This is a genomic window from Microbacterium sp. zg.Y909, assembly GCF_024626565.1.
On record NZ_JANJFJ010000006.1, the window covers coordinates 12476 to 34861 of the forward strand.

Genomic DNA, 22386 nt, shown 5'->3' on the forward strand with positions numbered 1-22386 from the left:
TCCGCCGCTATGAAGGAACTTCGACGAGGCATCCGACCAGGTCGGCGCCCTGCGCGAAATGATCCACGGCGAGCTTGCGCGCCCGTTCCGAGTCGCCGGCGGCGATGGCTTCGATGATCGCCGGATGATCCCGCAACGACGCGTCGAGGATGCCGGGGACCGCCTCGTAGAGGTCGTCCCGCACGTACTTGTGCGACAGGCGGAGGAACCAGCGGACCCGGTCGCCCTCGGGGATGCGGTTGATGTACCTGTGGAACTCCGCATTCAACCGCGCGGCGTCGCGCAGGGTCGCCTTCGTGAGGTTTCTGGAGCTCAGCGTCTCGAGCTTCGCGTGGATCGCCCGCAGGTTCGCCACATCCTCGTCCGTGGCTGCCACGGCCGCCCTGGCCACGAGCACGCCGGTCAGCACTCCCTGAATCTCGAACACATCATCCAAGTCCTGCCGCGACAGCGGACGCGCGCGGAATCCGCGGCGTGGCCGAAGTTCGACGAGCCCTTCGTTGGACAGCGTGATCAGCGCCTCACGCACCGGCATGCTGCTGACTTCGAGCTCCTGAGCCAACGAGTCCAGCGAGATCTTCTCGCCGGATTCGAAGCGGCCGCGAAGAATGTCCTGCCGCAGCGTCTCAGCGATCTCATCGCCGAGCTTAGGTCGCGCACCCACCATGTCGCCTCGCCCCTCCCGCGGTCCGCCCGGTGTGGCGCAGCGCGGTTCGTAATTTTATCAGATCAAAGATCGCCGGACAGGGTATCAGTCGCGCGCCCGCTCGATGTGCTCGGCGGCCGCCCGGAGTCGGTCGAGCGCCGCGTGGAAAGCCGCACGGCTGACACGACCGGGCCGCCCGTACACGGTCATCGCGAGCGCCACTTCGCCGTCCTGCCCATGGATGGGGACGGTCAGGTTGAATTCCTCTGCGACTTCCTCACCCGCAGCCAGTTTGGCGTTGACGTCGACGAAGCGCTGTGACCATGTCTGGGCCGGCGACAAGTGCACCGCTGCCGACCACCCTCGGTCGGCCACATCGCGCAACGTGGCCAGCATCGCCTCGCGATCGCCGTCGGGGCTGATGCTCAGACCCTTGTCGACCCACGCCTCCCGTGCGGCGTCCCCCGCCTCGGCAGCGAATGAGATCGCGTAAGGGGGCCCGGCGGGAGCCTCGTCCCCCACCCGCGTGCTCGCACGCACGCTCAGCGGCGACCAGGTGCTCGCCATCAGCACCAGCCGGTCCCCATCGATGCCCGTGATCGCAACCTCACCGCCCAGCTCATTGACGAGGTCGAGCATTTCGTGCCGCGCGACACTGAGCAGGGATCGGGCGTGCGGGTCGTCGAACTCCTCCGCGAACAACGGCCCGGGCGTGAACCGACCGTAGCCGCCGCGGAAGAAGATCAGGGGAAGCGTCTCGCGCTCCACGTCGAGCCCATGGACGCCGCCCAGAACGATCCAGTGGTCTCCCGCTTCGACGACCTGCGTGATCTCGCAATCCATCCACGCCACGGACCCCTCGATGATCGGGGAGCCCAGATCACTGCGGCGCCAGGCCACGTCGGTGAACTTCTCGCTGGAGGGCCTCGCCATCTGCCGGCACAGGTGTTCCTGGTCCCATGTGAGTACGTTGACGCAGAAGCGACCCGACCGCTGGATCAGTGGCCAGGACGTCGAGGACTTGGTGGGCAGGAACGCCACCATCGGCGGGTCCAGCGATACCGAGGTGAAGGTACCCACGGTCATGCCGATGGGCTGCTCGTTGACCAGGGCGGTGATGACGCAGACGCCCGTGGGGTACTGCCCGAGCACCTGCCGGAAACGCGTTGCGTCCGTCGCCTGGGAGGTGTCCCTCGTGGTGGTCGCCATGGCGACTCCTTTCATTTTCGATCGATATCAGACGCCGGGCGCACCCGGTCACTGCTCGGGGCGATAGCGGTAGCCGCCGCCCGTCTCCCGCTGGAAGTCCGCGGACTCGTACAGCGAGCGCTGCACGGCCTGCTCATGGCGGATCGCCTGGACGAACGACTCACGGAGTCCGGCGCGCATCGTTCGCTTGATCGCCTGGAGCGCCGCGCGCGGTTGACCCGCCAACTCCGCGGCGAAGTCCTCGGCTGCGCCGCGCACGTCTGTCGCGGGAACGACCCGGTCCACCAGCCCTGTCGCCGATGCCTCCGGCATGGAGATGCGCCGGCCGAGCGAGAGCATCTCGGTAGCGCGCTGATTGCCCACGAGCCACGGCAGCGTCGCTGTGAGGCCGAAGCCGTGATGGATGCCGATGGCCACGAATTTCGGCCACAGGTATGCCGAATCCGCCGCGACCCTGTAGTCAGCACACAGCGCGAGCCCCATTCCCACCCCGATGCTCCCGCCCGTCAGCTCGGCGATCCACGGCTTGGTCAGGGCGAGGAAACCCGGCGCCGTCTCGTAGATGGCAGCCGCTGTGTCAGCGGGATCACGGGCGACCCGCCAGTCCCGGCCCGCACAGAAGTGCTTGCCCTCGGAGCGGACGACCACGGCACCGCAGTCGGGATCGGCATCCAAAGCCGCGAGCTCCCGCAGCAGGGCGCGCAGCACATGCACCGTCAGATACGTCTCGGCGCCTCGACGGATCTCGATCACGCCGACCCCGGCAGCGATCGGCTCGGCGCGGAATACCCCGACCTCCTCGGAGGCCTGCACGGTCATTTCACCCCCACCGATCGGAGTGCCGCCCGCCCGCTGCGGATGAACTCCCGGTGAAGGGCCGTCTGGCGCAGCGCCGAGTCGAGGAAGAACCCGCGCATGTCGTCCCATCCGCCCGTCCAGGTGAGCCGCCGCGCATACTCCCAGATCGGCGCGTCGCCGAGTTCGGGAACGAGCGCGGCGACCTCGCGAGTGCGACGGAGGTGATGCTCGACCAGAGCGCGGCTGCGATCGGCGAGTCCGCGAAAGCGGTATTCATGGCCGGGCAGCACGTGCAGCACGTCCCAGGCACCCACCCGCTCCAGCGCGGACAGGTAGTCGTCGAGCGGATCCGTGTTCGGCAGGGCACCCAGCCCGACCCCCGATGCGATGCGGGGAAGCACGTGATCGCCGGAGTAGAGCAGCCCTCGCTCGCGATCGACAAGGCACAGATGCCCTGACGTGTGGCCCGGCGTCACCACGGCCTCGAGGCGATGGCCGGGCAGGTCGATGATCTCGCCGTCCTCCACCGCGCCGTCAGGCGCGAAATCGCGGAGGACGAAGGGCATGCGGAAGAAGGCTTCCAATTCCCCTCGGCGCTGGGGCGGCACCCCCCATTGCGCAAGCCGATCGCCGTGTGCCCGACGATCCTCGTCCCCCTGCCCTGCCTCCTGGCGCAGCACGTCGCGTTCGCGGGCGGAGAGGATCACGCGAGCGCCGCACAGTTCGCGCAGCCGCGGGGCGATGCCCAGGTGGTCGGGGTGGGAATGCGTGGCGATCACCGTCCGCACGTCGTTCAGGGAGCGCTGGAGTCCCGCAAGCTCGGCGCCGAGGGCCTCGAGGTTGCCATCACTGTCCCAACCGGGGTCGATGAGATGCACCCCTCCCGCATCGTCCAGGAGCGCGTAACACAGGGTGTAGGGCATTGCCCCGCCGGCGATCGGCAACGCCAACGCCCACACATCGTGAGCGACCTCCTCCCGGGGCGCGAGGTGACGACGCTGCCACGCGTCCCGCTGCGCGTCGCTCAGCGGGATAGGAGGGCTGTCCGTGGGGGTCGGCATGATCGTCGCCCCGTCACCCGGGCAGGGGCGCGGTGTGATCGCGCTCCCGGATCGGGAGTGTCCCTGTGGCGACGAAGGGGAAATGGCAGGCGACGCGGTGGCCGGCGGCGACTTCCGCCAGCGGCGGCTCCACTTGTGCGCAGACGTCCTGCGCCCACGCGCACCGCGTGCGGAAGCGGCATCCGGACGGAGGATCGACCGGCGACGGCGGGTCGCCGGCCAGTGACGCCTTCGGCGCCGGGGCATCCGGATCGGGGTCGGGGATCGAGTCGAGCAGCGCGACGGTGTAGGGGTGCGCGGGCCGCGCATACAGTGCGTCGGCGTCTGCGATCTCGACGATCTTCCCCAGATACATGACCATGACACGGTCGGAGATGTTCTTCACGACGGCCAGATCGTGTGCGATGAACAGGATCGAGAGATCGAACCGGTCCTGGAGATCCTCCAGCATGTTCAGCACCGTCGCCCGCAGGGAAACGTCCAGGGACGAGACGGGCTCGTCGCACACCAGCAGCTTCGCTCCCGCGACGAGCGCCCGTGCGATGGCCACGCGCTGGCATTGACCGCCGGACAGCTCCGTCGGCTTGCGGCCGCCATACTCCTGAGGATCCAGTCCGACCGCGTGCAGCATCTCGTCGACCTTCTGCTGCCGCTCGGCGCGGGTGCCCTTCTTCCAGATCGTCAGCGGTTCGGCCACGATGTCGCGAACCGTCCGGCGCGGGTTCAGAGATGACACCGGGTCTTGGAAGACCATCTGCAGCTCCGGCCGCAACCGACGCATCCTGTCGCCCGAGAGCGTGGTGAGATCCGTGTCCTCGAACAGGACCCTGCCAGCCTTCGGCGCGGGCAGCTGGAGGACCGCGCGCGCCATCGTGGACTTGCCGCAGCCAGACTCCCCGACGACACCCAGGGTCTCCCCGGCACCGAGCTCGAAACTGACATCCGAGACCGCGCGGACGGTTCCCGCCGCGGTCGGGTACTCGACCACCATGCCGTCCACGACCAGCCGGGCGCCTCCGGCCGCGGCTTCGGCGGCAGACGTCGCGGCGCTCATCCGGCCACCCCCACGGCGTCGGCCCCGGGAGCGGTCGTCGCAGGCGGCATCGCTCCCGCTGACGCGTCTGCAGCGTTGCGCATGACGGCGCGCGCATACTCCGGGCTGCCGACGGGATACCAGCACCGATAAAGGTGGTCCGCCCGTTCCGGGGTCGCCAGCAGCGGCGGTGCCTCGACTCGGCAGCGCTCCTGAACGGCAGGACAGCGCGCCGCGAAGCGGCATCCGACAGGCGGGGCGGCCAGATTGGGCGGGTTGCCCGGGATCGCCCTCAAGCGGGTGTGACTCGGGTCGTCGCGCCGCGGAAGCGCGTCCAGGAGGGCGCGTGTGTACGGCATCCGCATGTCTTCGAAGAGCACTCGCGTCGGCGCGGATTCGACGACCTGTCCGGCGTACATCACCATGATGCGGTCGGTGCGAGTGGCCACGACCCCCAGATCATGCGTCACCAGCACCATTCCCATGTTGCGCTCCCGCTGTTGCCGCTGCAGCAGGTCGAGGATCTGCATCTGCACCGTGACATCCAGAGCCGTCGTCGGCTCGTCGGCCAACAACAGCTGCGGATTCCCGGCCAGCGCGATCGCGATGCCCACCCGCTGGCGCATACCACCGGACATCTGATGGGCGTAGACGCGCATGCGCTTGGCCGGTTCGGGTATGCCCACGCTGCGCAGCAACTCGATCGAACGCTGCGCCGCCTCTGCCCTGTTCGTCTCCGGCGCGTGCTTGCGCACGGTCTCCATCAGCTGCGCACCGATCTTCTTCACGGGATTCAGCGACGTCAGCGGGTCTTGCAGGACCATCCCGATCTGACTCCCCCACAGGCGCCGCACCTTCTTACGGGACAATGCGGTGATGTCGGTGCCGTCGAAGACGATGGTTCCCGTTCGAACGACGCGAGAGCCGGGCGAGACGAGACCCATGATGGATCGGGAGAGGACCGACTTGCCCGACCCGGACTCGCCCACCACCCCGAGGGTCTCGCCACGTCGCAGCGTCAGGCTGACGTCAGCCACCGCGGTGACCGGCTGGCGACCGCCGACGAACGTCGTCGTCAGACCGGTGACGTCGAGCAGGGGCGCCTCAGCGGCGTCGACCGTGCCAGCGGTGAACTTGGTCATAGGGTCACTTCCGTTCGTCCCGCCCTGCGTCCCCGCAGGTAATCGCCGAAGAAGTTGAAGGACAGCACTGTCAGCAGCAGCGCGGCCGCGGGGAAGCCCACGATCCAGGGCGCATTGTAGAGGTATGCGCGCCCGCCGGCGATCATGTTCCCCCAGCTGGATTCGGGTGGCTGGATGCCGAATCCGAGGAAGCTCAGGGAGCCTTCCGCCACCATCACGACGGCGACGACGGTGAACGCATAAGCCATCAGACTGGGCAGGACGTTGGGGAAGATCTCGCGGAAGAGGGTGCGGCTGCGTCGGGATCCGAGCACGGTGGCCGCCGCCACGAAGTCGCGTTTGGACCACACCAGCGTGTTCGCGCGGGCGAGCCGCGTGAAGGTGGGGACCATGACGACTCCGAGGCCGATCACCAGGATCTCCTTGCTGGGGCCGCGCACGGCGACCAGCACGATGATGAAGATGAGGGCCGGAAAGGCGAGCACGACGTCCACCAGCACACTGATGACGGTGTCCACCCACCCGCGGTAGTAGCCCGCGAGCATGCCGAGGACCAGCCCGACAGTCAGCCCGAGGAGGACGGCGACAAATCCGACCTGCAGCGATGCCTGGGCCCCCCAGATGAGGCGCGAGAGGATGTCGCGCCCGTACTCATCGGTGCCGAGCAGGTGCTCTGCGCTCGGCAGAGCGGCGATCACGGCGTAGTCCGGCAGATCCGGTGCCGCCAGCGGCAGCACCGGCGCCAGGGCCGCCGCCAGGACGATCAGCACGCCCCAGAGCCCGAAAGCCCAGACGAGGAACGGCGCGCGCGTCCATCGGGCGCGCGGAGGCCGTGCGACCAGCTGCGAGACGGGCGCTTCCGCCGCCACCGTCTCGGTATCGACGAGCGGGGGAACCTTCGGGTCATCCACGAGCGGACCTCACTCTGGGGTCGAGTACCAGGTACAACAGGTCGATGACGATGTTGACCACGACGTAGAAGACCGCGATCACCGCGACCGTCGCCTGAACCATCACGAAATCGCGGCTGTTGACCGAGTCCACCAGCAGCCGGCCCAGGCCAGGCAGTGCGAACAGCGTCTCGATCACCAGGGTCGAACCCAGCAGTCGAGCGGTGTTGATGCCCGCAAGCGTGACCAGTGAGAAGGATGACGGCCGGAATACCTGACGGAACAGGATGTTCGGCGTGGACATCCCCTTGGCTTGCGCAGCCAGCACGAAGTCGTCACGCATCGTGGTCTGCATGTCGCCGCGCAGCAGCCTTTGATAGACACCCGCCGGTTCCAGCGCGAGTGCGAACGCGGGCATGAGCAGAAGGGTGAAGTGCAGCCAGATGCCGCCTTCGGCAATCGTGACGTACCCCGATGTCGGCAGCCACCCGAGCGTCACCGAGAAGACGTAGATGAGCCCGAGCCCGACGACGAAGTGGGGAGCGGAGATCGCGGAGAACGACCAGATCGTGCTGACCTTGTCCACGACGCCGTGAGGGCGGTACGCCGCGTACATGGCGAGACTGATCGCGACCACGAGGGCGATGAGCTGCGCGAGGATCATCAGCTCGAGCGACACCGGCAGTCGCTGCGCGATCGCCTCGCCCACAGGTTGTCCCGTGCGCAGGGACACACCGAGGTTGCCGACCAGCGCGTTGCCGAGCCAGATGAAGTACCGCACGATGACGGGGTCATCCAGTCGCAGCTCTTCGCGCACCTGCGCCAGCTGTTCGTCGGTGGCGTTGTCTCCGAGGATCGCGCGGGCGGGATCGCCAGGAAGCAGGTCGACCATCGCGGACACGAGGAAGGTGACCGCGACGAGCACCACGAGGAGGTGCCCCAGCTTCTTGCCGAGGAAGACGACCCAGAGCGGCGCGACCCTCCGGGCCCGCCGGGCATCCGTGGGGATCGCCGCTGTCGCCGGCGGCCCGATCAGGGCACCCGATCCGCGCTGCACCGGGGGACGTATGACGTCGCTCATTCGCGTGAACACCTCCTTGTGCCGCTTCGCGTTTCAGATTAATGATATCTGATCAGACGTGACGATGATACCCCTACATCGCCCCTGCGCCGCAGAAGCGGTCGTCAGCGCCCCGTGAACGTCGCGGGGCGCTTCTGCACGAAAGCAGCTGTGGCCTCGGCATGGTCCTCGGACAAAAAGGTCACGGCCTCGGCCCACAGACCGTAATCCAGTGCCAGCTCGACCCGGTCGCGGACGATGCGGTTCAACGCCGCCTTCGTCCCCTGCACCGCGAGCGGAGCGAGGGACGCCAGCCTGCGGGCCACGTCCAGCGCGTCGTCGATCACGGCGTCGGCGGGAACCGCTTTGTAGACCAGACCCCACTCCGCAGCCAGTGAGCCGGTGACCCGCTCCCCGGTCAACAGGTGGTAGCGCGCGCGACCCAGCCCCGCCAGCAGCGGCCACATCACGGCTCCGCCGTCACCGGCAACGACGCCGATGTTGACGTGCGTGTCAGCGAGCACTGCGTCATCCGCGGCGATCACGACGTCGGAGAACAGTGCGATGGTCGACCCGAGCCCCATGGCATACCCGCGCACGGCGGCGACCACGGGTTGCTTGATCGCCAGCATCGCATCCACGAGATCACGACCGTGCATGACCGAGTGCACCCGCTGCGCAGCGCTCGGTGCGACATCCGGCTCGGACAGATCCGAGACGTCGGCGCCCGAGCAGAACGACCGGCCGGCCCCGCGGATGAGCAGCACGCGGATGTCGCTCTCGTGGCGAGCACGTTCGAGTGCCGCCATCAGCTCGTTGTGCATCCGCCCGGTGAGTGCGTTGTGCCTATCCGGACGATTGAGCGTGATGGTCAGGATGCCGTCGGCCACGTCCACCAGGACGGGGGACTCCTCCGTCGATGTCATTTCTCTCCTCCCGCAGCAGGCGCTGCGCCTAGATTCGCCACGATCGCCGCACGCGCGGCAGCGCGCTGCGGGTCGGCTGCCGCCAGCTGCTGCAGATCCACCTCGCGGTCCAGATCGGCCAAGAGGCCGGGCCTCGCCCGCGCCCAGAACATCCGTTTGGTAAGCCCGTAGGCCCGGCCGGGAACCGACGCGAGTTCCAGCGCCACCTCACGAGCGCGGGCGACCGGGTCCTCGGCGAGCTCATCGACCGCGCCACGCGACAGCGCGTCACCGGCCGACAGGCGGCGCCCGGAAGCCAGCCACACCATCGCGGCGGCCTCCCCCATCACACGTCCGGCGAGGAATGCCACGCCACTGTCGGGAACCAGGCCGATGGCGCTGAACGCAGGCACCAACTTGGCCCCCGCAGCCGCAATGCGCGCGTCCGCACCGAAGACCAACGAGAGTCCGGCACCCGCTGCCGCACCGTTGACGGCGGCGATGACAGGTTTCTCGAGCGCCACGTAGGCGAGCGTGTGAGGCTGGTACGTCGCACGCAAGCCCTCGGTCGCGACATCGCCGGTGCGGGATTCGCGCAGATCGGCGCCCGCGCAGAAACCCCGTCCTGCCCCGGTCACCACCACCGCGCGGACGTCATCGGCCGCAGCGCGCGCCCAGGTTCGGGTGAGCTCGTGCGCCATCGCGATGGACAGCGCGTTCATGGCATCCGGCCTGTTGAGGGTGACCAGCAGCACGCCGTCCGCCAGGCTCGTGGTGACAGGCGACTGCTCCATCAACGCTCCCTCGACAAGATCGCGGTGACCTGGCTCGACAGTTGGCCGCCATTGCCATGGGCCACTGCCGTGACGACGTCGGGGACCTGGCGCTCCCCTGCCGTCCCGCGCACTTGGCGCACCGCTTCGATGAGGGCGAAGATGCCGTACATCCCGGGATGGCAGAACGACAGCCCGCCGCCGTTGGTGTTGACGGGCAGCTCGCCGCCCGGCGCGATGCGGCCGCCCTCCACGAAGGCCCCGCCTTCGCCCTTGGCGCAGAACCCGAGGTCCTCAAGGAACAGGATCGGGTTGATGGTGAACGCGTCGTAGAGCTGTGCAACGTCGATGTCGGCAGGAGTGAGACCCGCCATCTCGAAGGCGCGGGCACCGGACTGGCGCGCAGCCGTCGTCGTCAGATCGGGCATCTGCGAGATGGAACGGTGAGAGTGGGCCTCGCCGGCGCCGAGCAGGTAGACGGGCACGGTCGGCGCGTCGGTGTAGGCGTCGGCACGCGTCATCACGATCGCGCCCCCGCCGTCGGTGACGAGGCAGCAGTCGAGAGTCGTGAACGGCGTCGCAACGGGGCGGGCGGAGAGCACGTCCGCGATCGTGAGCGGGTCGCGCTTGAACGCCTTGGGGTTGAGCTGCGCCCACCGGCGCGCAGAGACGGCCACCTCCGCGAGCTGCTCCCGCGTCGTTCCGAACTCGTGCATGTGCCGGGTCGCGGCCAGCGAGTATCCGGTGACGGGATGCACCGGGCGTGCCGGCGCCTCGTAATTCGGCACCTCCGGCGGATACGGCACCCGGCCGGGGCGACGCATATCGGTGCGCTGCGTGCTGCCGTAGACGATGAGCGCGACATCGCAGGCTCCGGCCTGCAGCGCGATCGCGGCGTGGTGCACGTGGCTGACGAACGAGCTGCCTCCGATCATCGTGCCGTCGGTGTACCGCGGCGCGATGCCGAGATACTCCCCGACGTCGAGGTTGGCCATGCCCCGCCCGACGACGGCGGAGAAGAGACCGTCCACGGCGCTCTTGTCGATTCCGGCGTCCGCGAGTGCGCCCGCCGCGGCCTCTCCGATCAGATCGAGCGCGAAACGGTCAGGGCCGACCTCACCGAGTGCCGATTCGGCTACACCGCGGATCGCTGCCGCGCCGCGCAGCGAGTGCACCATCAGCTCGCCTCTCTGCTGAAGACCAGACGTGGCTCCTGGTCGGCATTCTCGGAGTCCGTCGCCACGCGACCACGGACGCGCGCACCGAGCGGATAATCGGCCGCGTCGTCGTCGGCGGATGCCATCACCCGGAAGCCCTCCTCAAGATCGACCAGCAGCACGTGGTAACCCCCGTCTCGTCCGGAGACGAAGGTCTGGGAATAGACGGTGCCGAGGCCGGCGCTTTCCTGCCACCGCAGCTGGATCGACCCGCAGTGGGGGCAGAGCACGCGAGGCGGGAAGACACTGCGGGCGCAGCCGTCACAGCGCTGGAAGGGAATCTCTCCCTCGGCGCGCCTGCGCTGATAGGACGCCCAAGGCGCCGGTTCCACGGGGACGAGGTCGGCTTCAGTCATGCCGTGACCTCACCGCCGCCGGTGAGCACGACACGCGGCTCCGCCCCCGACGCCTGCGCCGTGACCGTCAGCGCGAGGTTGCGCAGCCCTTCCGACGCGGGGGCCGACGGATCGTCCTGCACGGTCACATGGAGCGTGTCACCGGGCCAGACCTGTCCCGAATAGCGCACGAAGTAGCGCCGCAGCGCCAGCGGCCCAGCCACCTCGGCGATCGCCGTCGCGGCCGAGCCGGCGGTGAAGAGGCCATGGGCGAACACCGACGGGTAGCCCGCCCGCGTGGCGAACACCTCATCGTGGTGCACGGGGTTGAAGTCGCCCCCTGCTCCGGCGTATCGCACGATGTCGGTACGGGTGAGCGGTCCGATCGTGCGCTCGGCGAGCACGGGCTGATCGGTCATGCCGTCTTCTCCCCGCCGAGCGGAGCGAACTGGATGATGTCGTTGGAGTACACCTGGACGAGCTCGCCGTCCCGCTCGAAGTCCGTGCGCACGCGCATGATCTCCATCGGTCCCCGGCTGCCCTGCTTCTCTTTCACGGATTCCACATGCATCGTGACCGTCAGCTCGTCGCCGGCGCAGACGGGTTGGAAGTACTGCCACTCTCCCCCGCCGGCCAGCACCCGCTTCACATCCAGCCCCAACGACAATCCGCCGTCGCGTGGAGCCCAGTGCGCGCTCGCTGCGACGAACGTGGGCGGCGCGAGGATCCCGCGCAGGCCCGCCGCAACGGCCGCTTCGCGGTCTCGGAACAGCGGGTGGGTGGCACCCACGGCGCGGACGAACTCGGCGATCTTGCCTTCTTCCACGACGAAGCGGTACGGCTGCGATGACTGACCGACGAGGTCTTTCAGCCCGCTCATGCGCTCCCCTCCGGCACGTCGAAGACGATGAGCGCGTCGGCTGCGACCACCCGGCCCTCGGAGATCCGCACCGGGTTCACGTCGATCTCGGCGATGGTGGGCACGTCGTGGGCGAGCCGCCCGACCGCGACGGCGATGTCGGCCACCCGGTCGAGCTCCTCGTCGCTGAGCCCGCGCGCTGCCGTGCGGATGCGTCCGTCCAGCAGCTGCGAGATCGTGCGCACGGCCGTGTCGTGCGTGAACGGGGCGTGCAGCAGCACGGCCGCGGCCATGATCTCGATGGCGACGCCCCCCAGCCCGACGGCCACCATGGCGCCGAAGACGGGGTCGCGGTGCATGCCGACGGTCATCTCGATGCGGGCGGGCACCATCTCCTGTGCCAGCACCCCGCCGATCACGGCATCCGGGGCCTTCCGGGCGACCTCCTCGAGCATCCCCTCCAGCTCCCGTGCAGCGCTGTCAGCGGTCACGGCCAGTCGGATCGCCCCGTACTCGGTCTTGTGCGGCAGGTCGTAGCTCATCACCTTGAGTGCGATGGGCCCGCCGACCTCGGCGGCGAACGCTGCCGCATCCGCGGCGTCTCCGACCAACCGCTCGCGAGTGACCGGCACGCCGTACGCGGCGAGCAGGGCCTTGGCGTCGGATTCCATCATCGACCGCTGCCCGGAGGCGACGCCGAGCAGGTCGTGGAGGTTCTCCGGGGCCGCGGGGATCTGACCGAGATCATCCAGCGGAGGACGGGTGGAGTAGTCCTTGACGGTGGCCAGCGCCGTCATCAGGCGCTTCGGATCCAGGTAGATGGGAACGCCGGCCGCCTGGAACTTCTCCATGTACCCGGTCGCGAGCACGAAGACCGGCTTGTCCGTTGATTCGTACGTCTCGATGATCCGGTCGTTGGAGGGATAGTCCCCCGCCCAGGTGACCACCGCGAGGCAGTCGTAGGGATCGAGATCGCGCATCTCGCTCAGCACCTTGCCGAGCGATTCCGGCGATGCCAGCGTCTGGGCGGTGATGTCGACGGGGTTGTCGATCGATCCGTAGAACGGCTGAGGCATGTACGACTCGAGCCGCGCGGCGGCGTCGGCCGAGGGCTCGGATACGGCCAGGCCACCATGCGCGGCCGCATCCGTCAGCAGCACTCCGGCGCCGCCCGATGTCGTGACGATGCCGACGTCACCGACCGGGATGCGGCGCCCGTCCTGGAACGCCAACCCCAGGTCGACCAATTCCTCCATCGACGAGACGACGCGGATGCCGTACTGGTGGCAGACGGCATCGAGCACTTCGGAGGAGCCCACGATCGACGCCGTGTGGCTCATCGCGGCTCTGGCGGCCTCGTCGCTGCGGCCCGTCTTCAACAGCACGAGCGGCTTGTCGAGTTCGGCAGCGCGCCGAGCTGCGGCGATGAGCGTCTCCGGGTCCTTGAGCGACTCGCTGAAGATCAGGATCGTGCCCACCTCGTCGCGGTCGACGAGGTAGTCGATGACGTCGGCCAGCACGACGCCGGCTTCATTGCCCGTGCTGACGAAGTACCCGAGACGGATGCCGGCGCGCATCGACGCGTTGGTGATGTACGACGCGAAGCCCCCGCTCTGCGACACGAGGGCGACGGGACCGGGGGTGGGAAGGGTGACCGGCCCCGACAGTGCGAAGTTCGCCATCACACCCTCGTGCAGGTTCATGAATCCGATGCAGTTCGGGCCGAGGACCTGGATGCCGGTGCGCTCGATGATCGCCTTGAGCTGCTCCTGCCGCGCCTGCCCATCCTCGCCCGCCTCGGAGAATCCGGAGGTCAGCAGGGTGACCCCGCCGACACCCTGTGCAGCGAGGGCTTCCACCGCGTCCACGGCCTGCTCTGCGGGAACGGCCACGATCGCCATGTCGATGCCCTCGGGGAGCGAAGCGATGTCGGGGTAGACCTTCAGCCCCATGAGCTCTTCCGCACGCGGGTTGACCGGGTAGATCGGGCCGGCGGTGAAGCGGCGGATGATGTTGTCCAGCAGCTGCGTGCCGATGCGTCCTGGTCGGTCGGAGGCGCCGACGACGGCGATCGAGCGCGGCGACAGCAGCCGGCTCAGGTCGGTCTTCGCGCGTGTCATGCTCGGCGCGCTCATCGGACCATCATGCTTCCGCCATCGACCGACACGACCTGGCCGGTGATGAACCCTGCCCCCCTGCCCGCGAGGAACAGATAGGCCGGAGCGATCTCGTCGGGCTGCGCCCAGCGACCGAGAATCGTCTTGGCCGGGTCGGCCCCGAATTTCGGGTCGGTGAGCACCTTGCGGGTCATGTCGGTGACGGCCGCCGGGGCGACGGCGTTGACGAGGATGTTGTAGCGACCGAGCTCCTTGGCCGCACTGCGCATGAGCCCCAGGATCCCGGACTTGGCCGCGGCGTAGTTGACCTGGCCGACCGAGCCGTTCTGCGCCGTCGAAGAGGACGTGAAGATGATGCGCCCGCCTCCCGCTGCGATCATGGGCTCGACGACCGCCTTGAGCCAATAGAAAGAGGCGTTCAGATGCACATCGATCACCTCGTTCCACTCCTCGAGCGTCATCTTGCGGATCATTGCGGGGCGGGTGATGCCGGCGTTGCTGACGAGCACCTCGATCGCGCCGAGCTTCTCGGTCACCTGGTCGACCGCGGATTGCACACTGTCCTGGCGCGCCACGTCGCACTGCACGGCGATCACGCGGCCGCCGCGCCCCTCGAGCTCCGCCGCGGTGGCCTCTGCGGCAGCGAGGTTGACGTCGATGACTGCGACGTGGGCGCCCTGATCGGCGAACGCTTCGGCGACGGATCGCCCGATCCCCTGCGCGGCTCCTGTGACGGCGACGACGACGCCGTCGAACTCGGACGTGGGCGGTGCACTCACTGCCAGCTCCTTTGCTCGCTCAGACGAGTCGCTCCGCAACGGTGCGGCCGACTCTTCCCGGCAGTCAACCACGGCTCGCGGAAGGCTGTCAATTTTTTGATCAGAAATATTTGACTCTTCCGAACGGCGTCAATATCTTGGGACGAAGGACCTGGAACGAAGGAGTTGCATGGACGCCCTACTCGACGAGACGCACACGGAGTTCCTCGACGTCGCCCAACAGATCGCTCGGTCGATCGGCGTGGCCAATCCGGCCGACATCCGCGACCGGGACACGCTCAGCGGATGGAGCACGCTCGCATCGTCGGGCCTTCTCGAGCTGCGCGACCGCACCGGTGGCGCACCGCTGGCCAGCGGTGTCGAGGTCGCCCTGCTGTGCCGGGCTCTCGGCACATCGCTCGTTCCCGAGCCCTACCTCCCCTCCGCGGCCATCGCGGCCGACCTCATCGCTCGCAGCGGCGATGCTCAGGCATGGGCTGACGATCTCGCCAGCGGCGAGGTGCTCTACGGCATCGCGCTGAGCGCGGATCTGCGCCGGATCGCGAGCCCCGGCGAGCAGGCGGTCATGTGGGGCGGCGCCGGCCCCGCCGGCTATGCGCTGGCTCTGCAGCGCGACGGCGATCGCTGGACCCTCCTGCGCAGCAGCGCGGTCGGCTCGGAACGACTCAGCGGCATCTCGCCGACGAACCCCCTGTGGTCCCTGGACTCTGCGGAGTGGGAGACCGGGGGCACGCTGTCGGCAGATGATGTCGACCGGGTGTACGCACTGGCGCTGACCGGCCTCGCGGCCGACACCGTCGGCGCGCTGGAGGCGGGCCTGCGTGGCGTGGTCACCTATTCCGGGCAGCGCAAGGCCTACGGCCAGCACATCGGTTCCTTCCAGTCACTCCAGCACATCGCCGCCGACGCCCACACCGCCGTCGAAGGAGCCCGCGCCGCGGTGTTCTACGCCGCGTGGGGTGTCGATGAGCTCAGCGCGGCCGAAGCCCTGCTCGCAGCGCGCACGGCCAAGGCAGCAGCGGCGGCGATGGCGTCGGGCGTGGCGGAGGACATCATGCAGATATATGGCGGCATCGGCCAGACGTGGGAGCACATCGCCCACTTCGTCACCCGGCGTGTGATGTTCGACACAGCGCTCCTGGGCGACGAAGACGTCCACCTCGATGAGATCGCACGAGCGCGGCTGGGAGGCAACTGACATGGATTACCGCGACAGCGCCGAAGAGGCCGACTACCGCGCCGCACTGCGGACATGGCTCCAGACCAACATCCCGGAGCCGGCAGACACCGACGATGCACGCACGCAGCAGCGCATCGACTGGCACCGCAAGCTCTACGAGGGCGGGTACCTCGGGCAGTCCTGGCCTGCGGAGTGGGGCGGCAAAGGGCTGAGCCCGACCATGGACGCGATCCTCAACGAGGAGAACGGGAACACCGACGCGCCCATGCTGCCCCCGACGCTCGGCTACATCGGCCGCGCATTGGGGATGTTCGGCACCGATGCACAGCGCCGCCAGTTCATCCCCGCGTCCTTGAGCGGTGAGATCCAGTGGTGCCAGGGCTTCAGCGAGCCCGGGGCCGGCTCGGACCTGGCGGCCATCTCGACGCGCGCGGTCCGCGATGGCGACGAGTGGGTGGTCAACGGCCACAAGATGTGGACGTCGTTCGGACAATGGGCCAACTGGTGCCTGCTGCTCGCTCGCACCAATCCGGATGTCCCCAAGCACAAGGGGATCTCCGCCTTTCTGCTGCCCATGGACACGCCGGGGCTCGAGCTGCGGCCGATCGTACTCGCCAACGGTGAGCCCGAAACCAGCGAGGTCTTCTACGACAACGTGCGCATCCCCGCCGAGAACATGCTCGGGCAGGAGGGCGACGGCTGGAAAATCGCCATGACGACGGTCGCCTATGAGCGCGGTCCGTCCGACATCGGGGCCATCTCGGCCTACCGCAAGAAGCTGACCGAGCTCGAGGCACTCGCCAAGGACACCGGCCGCGATCAGGACACCCAGGTGCGCCGCGAACTCGCTCGGGCATATGTGCGGGGAGAAGTCGTACGCTTGACGGCGCTCGAGCAGCTCAGTTCCCGCGCAACGGGGAAGCCGGTGGGAGAAGAGGGCTCGATCGCGAAGCTCCTCTACACGGAGTCCGCACAGGAGCTCGCTCACCTGGCGATGGCCCTCCGGGGCCCCGACATCATCACCGGGCGCGACACCGAGACGGCACGCGACTACTTCCAGACGCGCCCGATCAGCGTGTACGGCGGCTCCTCTCAGATCCAGCGCAACATCATCGCGTCGCGCCTGCTGGGCATGCCGGCGCAGTGACCGAGAATGCGGAAGACCCGATCCTCGTCCAAGACGTCGGCGAGGTCCGCGTCCTGACGCTGAACCGTCCTCGCGTGCTCAATGCGATCTCGCGGGCGCTGGGATGGCGGCTCATCGAGGAGTTCGAGCGTGCGGATGCCGATCCGCGGGTGCGGGTGATCGTGCTCACCGGATCCGGCGAGCGCGCCTTCTCCGCCGGCGGCGATCTCGTCGAGCGTGTGTCGGATGCCGAGACGGCGGAATCCCGCGCCGCGTTCATCGAGCGACTGTTCGTCCGGCGTCGGCGCACACCGACGATCGCCGCTGTGAACGGCCTCGCCTTCGGAGGAGGCCTCGAACTCGTGCTCGGCTGCGACATCGTCGTCGCTGCCGAGCACGCGACCTTCGCTCTGCCGGAGGCGACGAGGGGCTTCCTCGCCTCTGCCGGCGGGATCGTCCGGCTGCCCCAGGCGATCGGGCGCAGCCGCGCGATGCGGATGGCGCTGACTGGTCGCCCCATCGACTCGACGACGGCGCTGCAGTGGGGCCTGGTCACCGAGTGCGTGCCGGCCGAACGTCTCCGATCTCACGCGCTCGCCCTCGCCGGCGAGATCGCAGCGGCCGCACCCCTGGCCGCCGAAGCCAGCCTGCGCATCATCAACGCCGTCAGCGACGACGACGAAGCGGCATGGGCGCTCAACGACCGGATGCGTGCAGAGGTCGGCGCCAGCGAGGACGCGCAGGAGGGGCCTCGCGCCTTCTCCGAAAAGCGCCCTCCGGTATGGCGTGGCGCCTGAGGCCACGGCCCGTTGAGAGAGCCCGAGAAACCTCTCGGATTTTCATCAAAAATATTGTATCATCAGCGCGACGCCAATCTGCGTCTACGCCCGTGTTAGCAAGGAGGCAACACAGTGCACATGAATTCGAGAGCGAGAGGAAGACGCTTCGGCGCCATCCTCGGGGGAGCGGTCATCTCCGCGATGATGCTCGCCGGTTGCGGCGGAGGGGGCGCGGCAGCACCCGCGCCTTCCGCCAGCGAGGAAACTGAAGTCGGCGAGATCCAGACCGGTGGCACCGCGAAGCTGACGTTCCTGTCGGAGTTCGGCGGGTTCGACCCGGTGCGCCTCGTCAGCGTCGGAACGGGGATCGAGCGGGCCGTCGCGGTCATGGACAGCCTGCTCATCCGCGACGAGCGCACCGACGAGGTCAGCGGCAAGCTCGCCGCCGGCATGACGACCGCAGACGACGGCAAGACCTGGGTGCTCGAGCTGCGCGAGGGCGTCAATTTCACCGACGGCACTCCCCTCGATGCCGAGGCAGTGATCTTCAACCTCGAGCGCCACATCGCGCCCGACTCCCGCAGCAACGCCAAGGCGTTGCTGGCCGGCATGGAATCGATGGAAGCCACCGGCCCGCTCGAGGTGACCTTCACGCTGGCCGCTCCCGACGGCTCCTTCCCGCTGACCTTCACCGGCTCCACACCCGCCGGCATGGTGGGTTCTCCCGCTGCACTTGCCGACCCCGAGGCGTTCAACAGCAACCCTGTCGGCGCGGGCCCCTTCAAGTTTGATTCCTGGGTCAAGGACGACACTCTGACCCTGGTGCGCAACGACGACTACTTCGTCGAGGGGCAGCCGTACCTCGATGAGGTCATCTACCAGGTGCGTCCTGACCCGCAGACCCGTGTCGACGAGCTGATCTCCGGCAACACCGACTTCAGCCTCGTACCTGCGAATCTGTGGCCGCGGGTTTCCACCACTCCGACCGTGAAGCTGCACCTCGCCCCGACCGGCGGCGAAGCACTCATCCCGAACGCCGCGGAGGGCCCGTTCCAGGATGAGCGGCTCCGCGAGGCGCTGCTGTACCTCTTCGACGGCAAGACCAGCGCACAGGTGCTGGCCGGTGGCACCGAGCTGTGGGACGGCGACACCACCTGCACGCCGTGGGCTGTCGGAGCCCCCGCCTGCGACGGCGTCGAGCCGATGAATGCGGATCTGGAGAAGGCGAAGGAACTCGTTGCCGACTACGCCGCGGAGAACGGCGACCCCAGCGTGGAGTACGTGCACTACGCGACGTCCCGATCGGCGGAGTTCGTCCAGCAGCAGCTGGCTTCCATCGGCATCACCGCTGTCATGCGGGCGATGGACCCCACCGCTCACGCGGTCGCGCAAGCCGCCGGTGACTACCAGCTGCTGCAGGGCACGACCGTTTCAGCGGGATATCCCACCGTCTGGACACGTCTTTACGAGGGCGGCCAGAACTGGGGTCGCGTGGCCCACCCCGAGCTGCAGGCAGCGCTGTTGACGGCACGCACCGCGCCCACGCTCGAGGAGCGCAGCGCGGCGTGGAAGGACGTCGACGAGCAGATCCGTGAGAACGCCGTCATGGTCTGGTACTCACCCAACCTGAGCGGAATGGCTCACTCCAACAAGCTGCACCTGGGCAGCGAGGCGCGAGAGTACGACGGCAGCATGCTCGTCTACCTCGACGCCGCATGGAAGGAACAGTGACCGCGTAAGCAGGTCGACTCTCACGAGCCGGGTCCCGGAGTCCGGGGCCCGGCTCGTGCGGTTCTCTGACACGAAGGGGTTGCATGGCAACGCTGACATGGGGAGTGAAGGCTTCGCTCCTGCAGTACCTCACCACAATGGCGCGGGGGCGCGTCGAGGTGTTCGATGACGCGACGGTGACCGATCTCGGCATCGTTTTCCCCGCGGCCGAGACCGCGGACCATCCGCTGGTCTTTCGTGGCACGGTGCTCCTCACCGGCCACGGCGGCCTCATGCGGATCAGCCTGAGCGACCCCGTGATCCACCGCGAGAGCGACGGACGCTGGCTGCTGAGCGCCTGTCGCGCCGACGGCGAGCGCTTCCCCGTGGCCGACATCGATCAGTTCACGCAGGACGAATCGGGGCTCGTGCAGGCGGGCGTCACGACCCTCACCGCTGAGGGCGTGCCCATCTTCGGCGACCAGTATGCCGCCGGCACCGTGCTCGACAGTCCGACGATCACCCTCTGAGCACGCTCAGAGGGTGATCCCACCCGCCTCAGCTCGCCGCTTCCTCCGCGCGCTGCAGCGCCTCGACCTGTGCGGCATCCGGAACGTAGCCGTCGATGTGGCGCTCGTCGGGACCGTTGTAATCCGACAGCGGGCGGATCAGGGCATTGGCCGCCTGCTGCTCCATCACGTGCGCGGTCCAGCCTGTGACCCGCGCCGCGATGAACAGGGGCGTGAAGGTCAGCGTGTCGAAGCCCATGAGGCTGTAAGCCGGACCCGACGGGTAGTCGAGGTTCGGGTAGATGCCCTTGCGGCCGACGAACTCGGACTCGAGCGCATCGTAGAGCGCGGCGACGTCGGGTCGGTCGTAGTGGGCGACGAGCGTGTCCAGCGCCGCCTTCATGGTCGGCACGCGCGAGTCGCCGCGCTTGTACACGCGGTGCCCGAACCCCATGATCTTGCGCTTGGCGGCGAGGGCCTCGTCGAGCCACGGGACGACGTTGTCGGCATCGCCGATCTCAGTGAAGATGTGCAGCACGGCCTCGTTCGCGCCTCCGTGCAGCGGTCCCTTGAGCGCGCCGATCGCCCCGACCACGGCCGAGTACAGGTCGCTGAGGGTAGACGTGATGACCCGACCGGTGAAGGTCGAGGCGTTGAACGAGTGCTCGGCGTAGAGGACCATCGAGCGGTTGAACGCGTCGACGACGACCTCGTGGGGCTCCTCGCCGAACGTCATCCAGAGGAAGTTGGCGGCGTAGTCGAGGTCCTCGCGCGGCTCGACGAGCTGCTCGCCGCGGCGGCGGCGCTGCCCGTAGGCGACGACGGCCGGCAGCACGGCGAAGAGGCGGATGCTGCGGTCGAGGTTCTCCGCAGGGGTCCCTGCGGCATCGAGCACGTTGTCGATGCCGGCGGTGTCGATCGCACCGATGAGGCTGACGACGGTGCGCACCTCGTCCATCGGGTGGGCCTCGAGCGGCACCGCGTCGATGAGGGCCTTCACCGCGGGCGACAACGCCCGGTTGGCCCGCTCGACCGTACGCAGCTCCGCGAGCTGCTCGTCGCTGGGCAGCTCGCCGTTCCACAGCAGGTAGGCGACCGCTTCGAACGGCTGCGTAGCCGCGAGCTCCTGCACCGGGTATCCCCGGTACACGAGGCTGTTGATCTCGGGGTCGACCTTGGAGATCGCGGTCACGTCGGCGACGACGCCCGCGAGCCCCTTTTTGATGTCGGTGGTCATCGCACGCTCATTTCTCGATGTCGAAGTTGAAGACGTTGGTGTCGAAGTGGTTGTACGACTCGTAGTCGAGCAGGTCGTACAGGTCGGCGCGGTGCTGCATCTCCCCCAGCTTGCCGGTGAGGTGCCCCTCAGCGGTCAGCGTATCCAGCGCCCGGCCGGCCGCGCCCATCGCGATGCGCAGCAGCGACACCGGCCAGATCACGATGTTCACGCCGACGTCGCGCAGCTGATCGACCGAGAACAGGTCGCTCTTTCCGAACTCGGTCATGTTCGCCAGGATCGGCACGTCCACTGCAGCGCGCACGGCGGCGAACTCCTCGAGGGTGCGCATCGCCTCGGGGAAGATGGCGTCGGCGCCGGCGTCGACGAGGGCCCTGGCGCGGTCGATCGCGGCATCCAACCCGTCCACGGCGCGGATGTCGGTGCGCGCCATGATGAGGAAGTTCGGGTCGCGGCGGGCGTCGGCGGCGGCGCGGATGCGCTTGATCGCGGTGTCCTGGTCGACGACCGCCTTGCCGTCGAGGTGGCCGCAGCGCTTGGGGTTCACCTGGTCCTCGATGTGGGCCCCGGCGATGCCGGCATCCTCGAGGGTCTGGATCGTGCGGGCGACGTTCATCGGCTCGCCGAACCCGGTGTCGGCGTCGATGATCGCCGGGAGGTCGGTCATGCGGGCGATCTGCTGCCCGCGGCCGGCGACCTCGGTGAGGGTCGTCAGGCCGATGTCGGGCAGGCCGAGGTCGGCGCTGAGCACCGCGCCCGAGATGTAGACGCCCTCGAACCCCTTCTGCTGGATCAGTCGCGCCGACAGCGGGTTGAAGGCCCCCGGAAAGCGCTCCAGCTCGCCTGTCGCGAGGCGCTCGCGGAACAGGCGCCGCTTCTCGGCGGGGGTCACGGTCGAATACAGCATCAGTGGTCTCCTCAGTGGGCCGTGTCGGCGGGTGTGCCAGCGGCTGCGGCGGCGCAACTCCTCAAGAATGCGCGGATCCGGACGCGATCAGACCCGTGGGTCCCCGCGCCGCCC

23 protein-coding genes are annotated in these 22386 nt (G+C 68.5%); 5 read left to right on the plus strand and 18 right to left on the minus strand.

Features of this window, described 5'->3' with window-relative positions; genetic code table 11:
* Positions 1–7 precede the first annotated feature (7 nt).
* From NQ160_RS00975 to NQ160_RS01050, 16 genes are all read right to left on the minus strand, one after another.
* Positions 8–664, minus strand: a complete 657-nt coding sequence (locus NQ160_RS00975) for a GntR family transcriptional regulator (protein ID WP_257513358.1) — start codon at positions 662–664, stop codon at positions 8–10.
* Between the two features lie 87 nt (positions 665–751).
* Positions 752–1855 carry a flavin reductase gene (locus NQ160_RS00980; RefSeq protein WP_257513359.1) on the minus strand — a complete coding sequence of 368 codons (1104 nt, stop codon included), beginning with the start codon at positions 1853–1855 and terminating at the stop codon, positions 752–754.
* A 48-nt stretch (positions 1856–1903) separates the two neighbouring features.
* A complete protein-coding gene (locus tag NQ160_RS00985) occupies positions 1904–2674 on the minus strand; it encodes an enoyl-CoA hydratase/isomerase family protein (protein WP_257513361.1) in 771 nt (256 codons plus the stop codon).
* Positions 2671–3714, minus strand: coding sequence for an MBL fold metallo-hydrolase (locus tag NQ160_RS00990; RefSeq protein WP_257513362.1), 1044 nt, complete (start codon positions 3712–3714; stop codon positions 2671–2673). Before NQ160_RS00990 ends, NQ160_RS00985 begins: the two co-directional genes overlap by 4 nt.
* Positions 3715–3727: 13 nt before the next feature.
* On the minus strand, positions 3728–4768 hold the full coding sequence (locus NQ160_RS00995; RefSeq protein WP_257513363.1) for an ABC transporter ATP-binding protein: 1041 nt from the start codon (positions 4766–4768) through the stop codon (positions 3728–3730).
* Positions 4765–5889 carry an ABC transporter ATP-binding protein gene (locus NQ160_RS01000; protein ID WP_257513364.1) on the minus strand — a complete coding sequence of 375 codons (1125 nt, stop codon included), beginning with the start codon at positions 5887–5889 and terminating at the stop codon, positions 4765–4767. Before NQ160_RS01000 ends, NQ160_RS00995 begins: the two co-directional genes overlap by 4 nt.
* Positions 5886–6800, minus strand: a complete 915-nt coding sequence (locus NQ160_RS01005) for an ABC transporter permease (RefSeq protein ID WP_257513365.1) — start codon at positions 6798–6800, stop codon at positions 5886–5888. The genes NQ160_RS01000 and NQ160_RS01005 overlap by 4 nt, the downstream gene beginning before the upstream one ends.
* Entirely contained in the window at positions 6793–7860 is a 1068-nt protein-coding gene (locus tag NQ160_RS01010; RefSeq protein ID WP_257513366.1) for an ABC transporter permease, read from the minus strand. Before NQ160_RS01010 ends, NQ160_RS01005 begins: the two co-directional genes overlap by 8 nt.
* Before the next feature lie 104 nt (positions 7861–7964).
* On the minus strand, positions 7965–8765 hold the full coding sequence (locus NQ160_RS01015) for an enoyl-CoA hydratase/isomerase family protein (RefSeq protein ID WP_257513367.1): 801 nt from the start codon (positions 8763–8765) through the stop codon (positions 7965–7967).
* Entirely contained in the window at positions 8762–9499 is a 738-nt protein-coding gene (locus NQ160_RS01020; RefSeq protein ID WP_257513368.1) for an enoyl-CoA hydratase-related protein, read from the minus strand. Before NQ160_RS01020 ends, NQ160_RS01015 begins: the two co-directional genes overlap by 4 nt.
* 38 nt (positions 9500–9537) lie before the next feature.
* A complete protein-coding gene (locus NQ160_RS01025; protein ID WP_257513369.1) occupies positions 9538–10695 on the minus strand; it encodes an acetyl-CoA acetyltransferase in 1158 nt (385 codons plus the stop codon).
* Positions 10695–11090: a Zn-ribbon domain-containing OB-fold protein gene (locus NQ160_RS01030; RefSeq protein ID WP_257513370.1), complete on the minus strand. Its 396-nt coding sequence runs from the start codon at positions 11088–11090 to the stop codon at positions 10695–10697. The genes NQ160_RS01025 and NQ160_RS01030 overlap by 1 nt, the downstream gene beginning before the upstream one ends.
* Complete coding sequence (locus tag NQ160_RS01035) at positions 11087–11488, minus strand: MaoC/PaaZ C-terminal domain-containing protein (protein WP_257513371.1); 402 nt, start codon at positions 11486–11488, stop codon at positions 11087–11089. The genes NQ160_RS01030 and NQ160_RS01035 overlap by 4 nt, the downstream gene beginning before the upstream one ends.
* The gene (locus tag NQ160_RS01040) at positions 11485–11949 is read right to left on the minus strand and encodes a MaoC family dehydratase N-terminal domain-containing protein (RefSeq protein WP_257513372.1); all 465 of its coding nucleotides are present in this window, start codon (positions 11947–11949) and stop codon (positions 11485–11487) included. The genes NQ160_RS01035 and NQ160_RS01040 overlap by 4 nt, the downstream gene beginning before the upstream one ends.
* Complete coding sequence (locus tag NQ160_RS01045) at positions 11946–14063, minus strand: acetate--CoA ligase family protein (RefSeq protein WP_257513373.1); 2118 nt, start codon at positions 14061–14063, stop codon at positions 11946–11948. Before NQ160_RS01045 ends, NQ160_RS01040 begins: the two co-directional genes overlap by 4 nt.
* Positions 14060–14824, minus strand: coding sequence for an SDR family NAD(P)-dependent oxidoreductase (locus NQ160_RS01050; protein WP_257513374.1), 765 nt, complete (start codon positions 14822–14824; stop codon positions 14060–14062). The genes NQ160_RS01045 and NQ160_RS01050 overlap by 4 nt, the downstream gene beginning before the upstream one ends.
* A 169-nt stretch (positions 14825–14993) precedes the next feature.
* On the opposite strand from NQ160_RS01050, the gene NQ160_RS01055 reads away from it, so the two are divergent.
* The 5 genes from NQ160_RS01055 to NQ160_RS01075 all read left to right on the plus strand — a co-directional run bounded on the left by NQ160_RS01055 (position 14994) and on the right by NQ160_RS01075 (position 20149).
* On the plus strand, positions 14994–16022 hold the full coding sequence (locus NQ160_RS01055) for an acyl-CoA dehydrogenase family protein (RefSeq protein ID WP_257513375.1): 1029 nt from the start codon (positions 14994–14996) through the stop codon (positions 16020–16022).
* A gap of 1 nt (position 16023) precedes the next feature.
* Positions 16024–17151, plus strand: coding sequence for an acyl-CoA dehydrogenase family protein (locus NQ160_RS01060; protein WP_257513376.1), 1128 nt, complete (start codon positions 16024–16026; stop codon positions 17149–17151).
* Positions 17148–17927 (plus strand): enoyl-CoA hydratase/isomerase family protein, encoded by a 780-nt coding sequence (locus NQ160_RS01065; protein WP_257513377.1) that lies wholly within the window; start codon positions 17148–17150, stop codon positions 17925–17927. Before NQ160_RS01060 ends, NQ160_RS01065 begins: the two co-directional genes overlap by 4 nt.
* Before the next feature lie 120 nt (positions 17928–18047).
* Positions 18048–19640 carry an ABC transporter substrate-binding protein gene (locus NQ160_RS01070; protein WP_257513378.1) on the plus strand — a complete coding sequence of 531 codons (1593 nt, stop codon included), beginning with the start codon at positions 18048–18050 and terminating at the stop codon, positions 19638–19640.
* An 83-nt stretch (positions 19641–19723) separates the two neighbouring features.
* Positions 19724–20149, plus strand: coding sequence for an HtaA domain-containing protein (locus tag NQ160_RS01075; protein WP_257513379.1), 426 nt, complete (start codon positions 19724–19726; stop codon positions 20147–20149).
* A 28-nt stretch (positions 20150–20177) separates the two neighbouring features.
* Here NQ160_RS01075 and NQ160_RS01080 read toward each other — a convergent pair whose 3' ends face one another.
* A complete protein-coding gene (locus NQ160_RS01080; protein ID WP_257513380.1) occupies positions 20178–21365 on the minus strand; it encodes a bifunctional 2-methylcitrate synthase/citrate synthase in 1188 nt (395 codons plus the stop codon).
* A 7-nt stretch (positions 21366–21372) separates the two neighbouring features.
* The gene (gene prpB / locus NQ160_RS01085) at positions 21373–22272 is read right to left on the minus strand and encodes a methylisocitrate lyase (RefSeq protein WP_257513381.1); all 900 of its coding nucleotides are present in this window, start codon (positions 22270–22272) and stop codon (positions 21373–21375) included.
* Positions 22273–22386 lie beyond the last annotated feature (114 nt).

Coding starts and splice junctions, on each gene's coding strand:
- NQ160_RS00980 (WP_257513359.1), bottom strand. CDS start 1,855: ATGGCGACCACCACGAGGGACACCTCCCAGGCGACGGACGCAACGCGT.
- NQ160_RS00985 (WP_257513361.1), bottom strand. CDS start 2,674: ATGACCGTGCAGGCCTCCGAGGAGGTCGGGGTATTCCGCGCCGAGCCG.
- NQ160_RS00990 (WP_257513362.1), bottom strand. CDS start 3,714: ATGCCGACCCCCACGGACAGCCCTCCTATCCCGCTGAGCGACGCGCAG.
- NQ160_RS00995 (WP_257513363.1), bottom strand. CDS start 4,768: ATGAGCGCCGCGACGTCTGCCGCCGAAGCCGCGGCCGGAGGCGCCCGG.
- NQ160_RS01000 (WP_257513364.1), bottom strand. CDS start 5,889: ATGACCAAGTTCACCGCTGGCACGGTCGACGCCGCTGAGGCGCCCCTG.
- NQ160_RS01010 (WP_257513366.1), bottom strand. CDS start 7,860: ATGAGCGACGTCATACGTCCCCCGGTGCAGCGCGGATCGGGTGCCCTG.
- NQ160_RS01015 (WP_257513367.1), bottom strand. CDS start 8,765: ATGACATCGACGGAGGAGTCCCCCGTCCTGGTGGACGTGGCCGACGGC.
- NQ160_RS01025 (WP_257513369.1), bottom strand. CDS start 10,695: ATGGTGCACTCGCTGCGCGGCGCGGCAGCGATCCGCGGTGTAGCCGAA.
- NQ160_RS01030 (WP_257513370.1), bottom strand. CDS start 11,090: ATGACTGAAGCCGACCTCGTCCCCGTGGAACCGGCGCCTTGGGCGTCC.
- NQ160_RS01035 (WP_257513371.1), bottom strand. CDS start 11,488: ATGACCGATCAGCCCGTGCTCGCCGAGCGCACGATCGGACCGCTCACC.
- NQ160_RS01040 (WP_257513372.1), bottom strand. CDS start 11,949: ATGAGCGGGCTGAAAGACCTCGTCGGTCAGTCATCGCAGCCGTACCGC.
- NQ160_RS01045 (WP_257513373.1), bottom strand. CDS start 14,063: ATGAGCGCGCCGAGCATGACACGCGCGAAGACCGACCTGAGCCGGCTG.
- NQ160_RS01055 (WP_257513375.1), top strand. CDS start 14,994: ATGGACGCCCTACTCGACGAGACGCACACGGAGTTCCTCGACGTCGCC.
- NQ160_RS01060 (WP_257513376.1), top strand. CDS start 16,024: ATGGATTACCGCGACAGCGCCGAAGAGGCCGACTACCGCGCCGCACTG.
- NQ160_RS01070 (WP_257513378.1), top strand. CDS start 18,048: ATGAATTCGAGAGCGAGAGGAAGACGCTTCGGCGCCATCCTCGGGGGA.
- NQ160_RS01075 (WP_257513379.1), top strand. CDS start 19,724: ATGGCAACGCTGACATGGGGAGTGAAGGCTTCGCTCCTGCAGTACCTC.
- NQ160_RS01080 (WP_257513380.1), bottom strand. CDS start 21,365: ATGACCACCGACATCAAAAAGGGGCTCGCGGGCGTCGTCGCCGACGTG.
- prpB (WP_257513381.1), bottom strand. CDS start 22,272: ATGCTGTATTCGACCGTGACCCCCGCCGAGAAGCGGCGCCTGTTCCGC.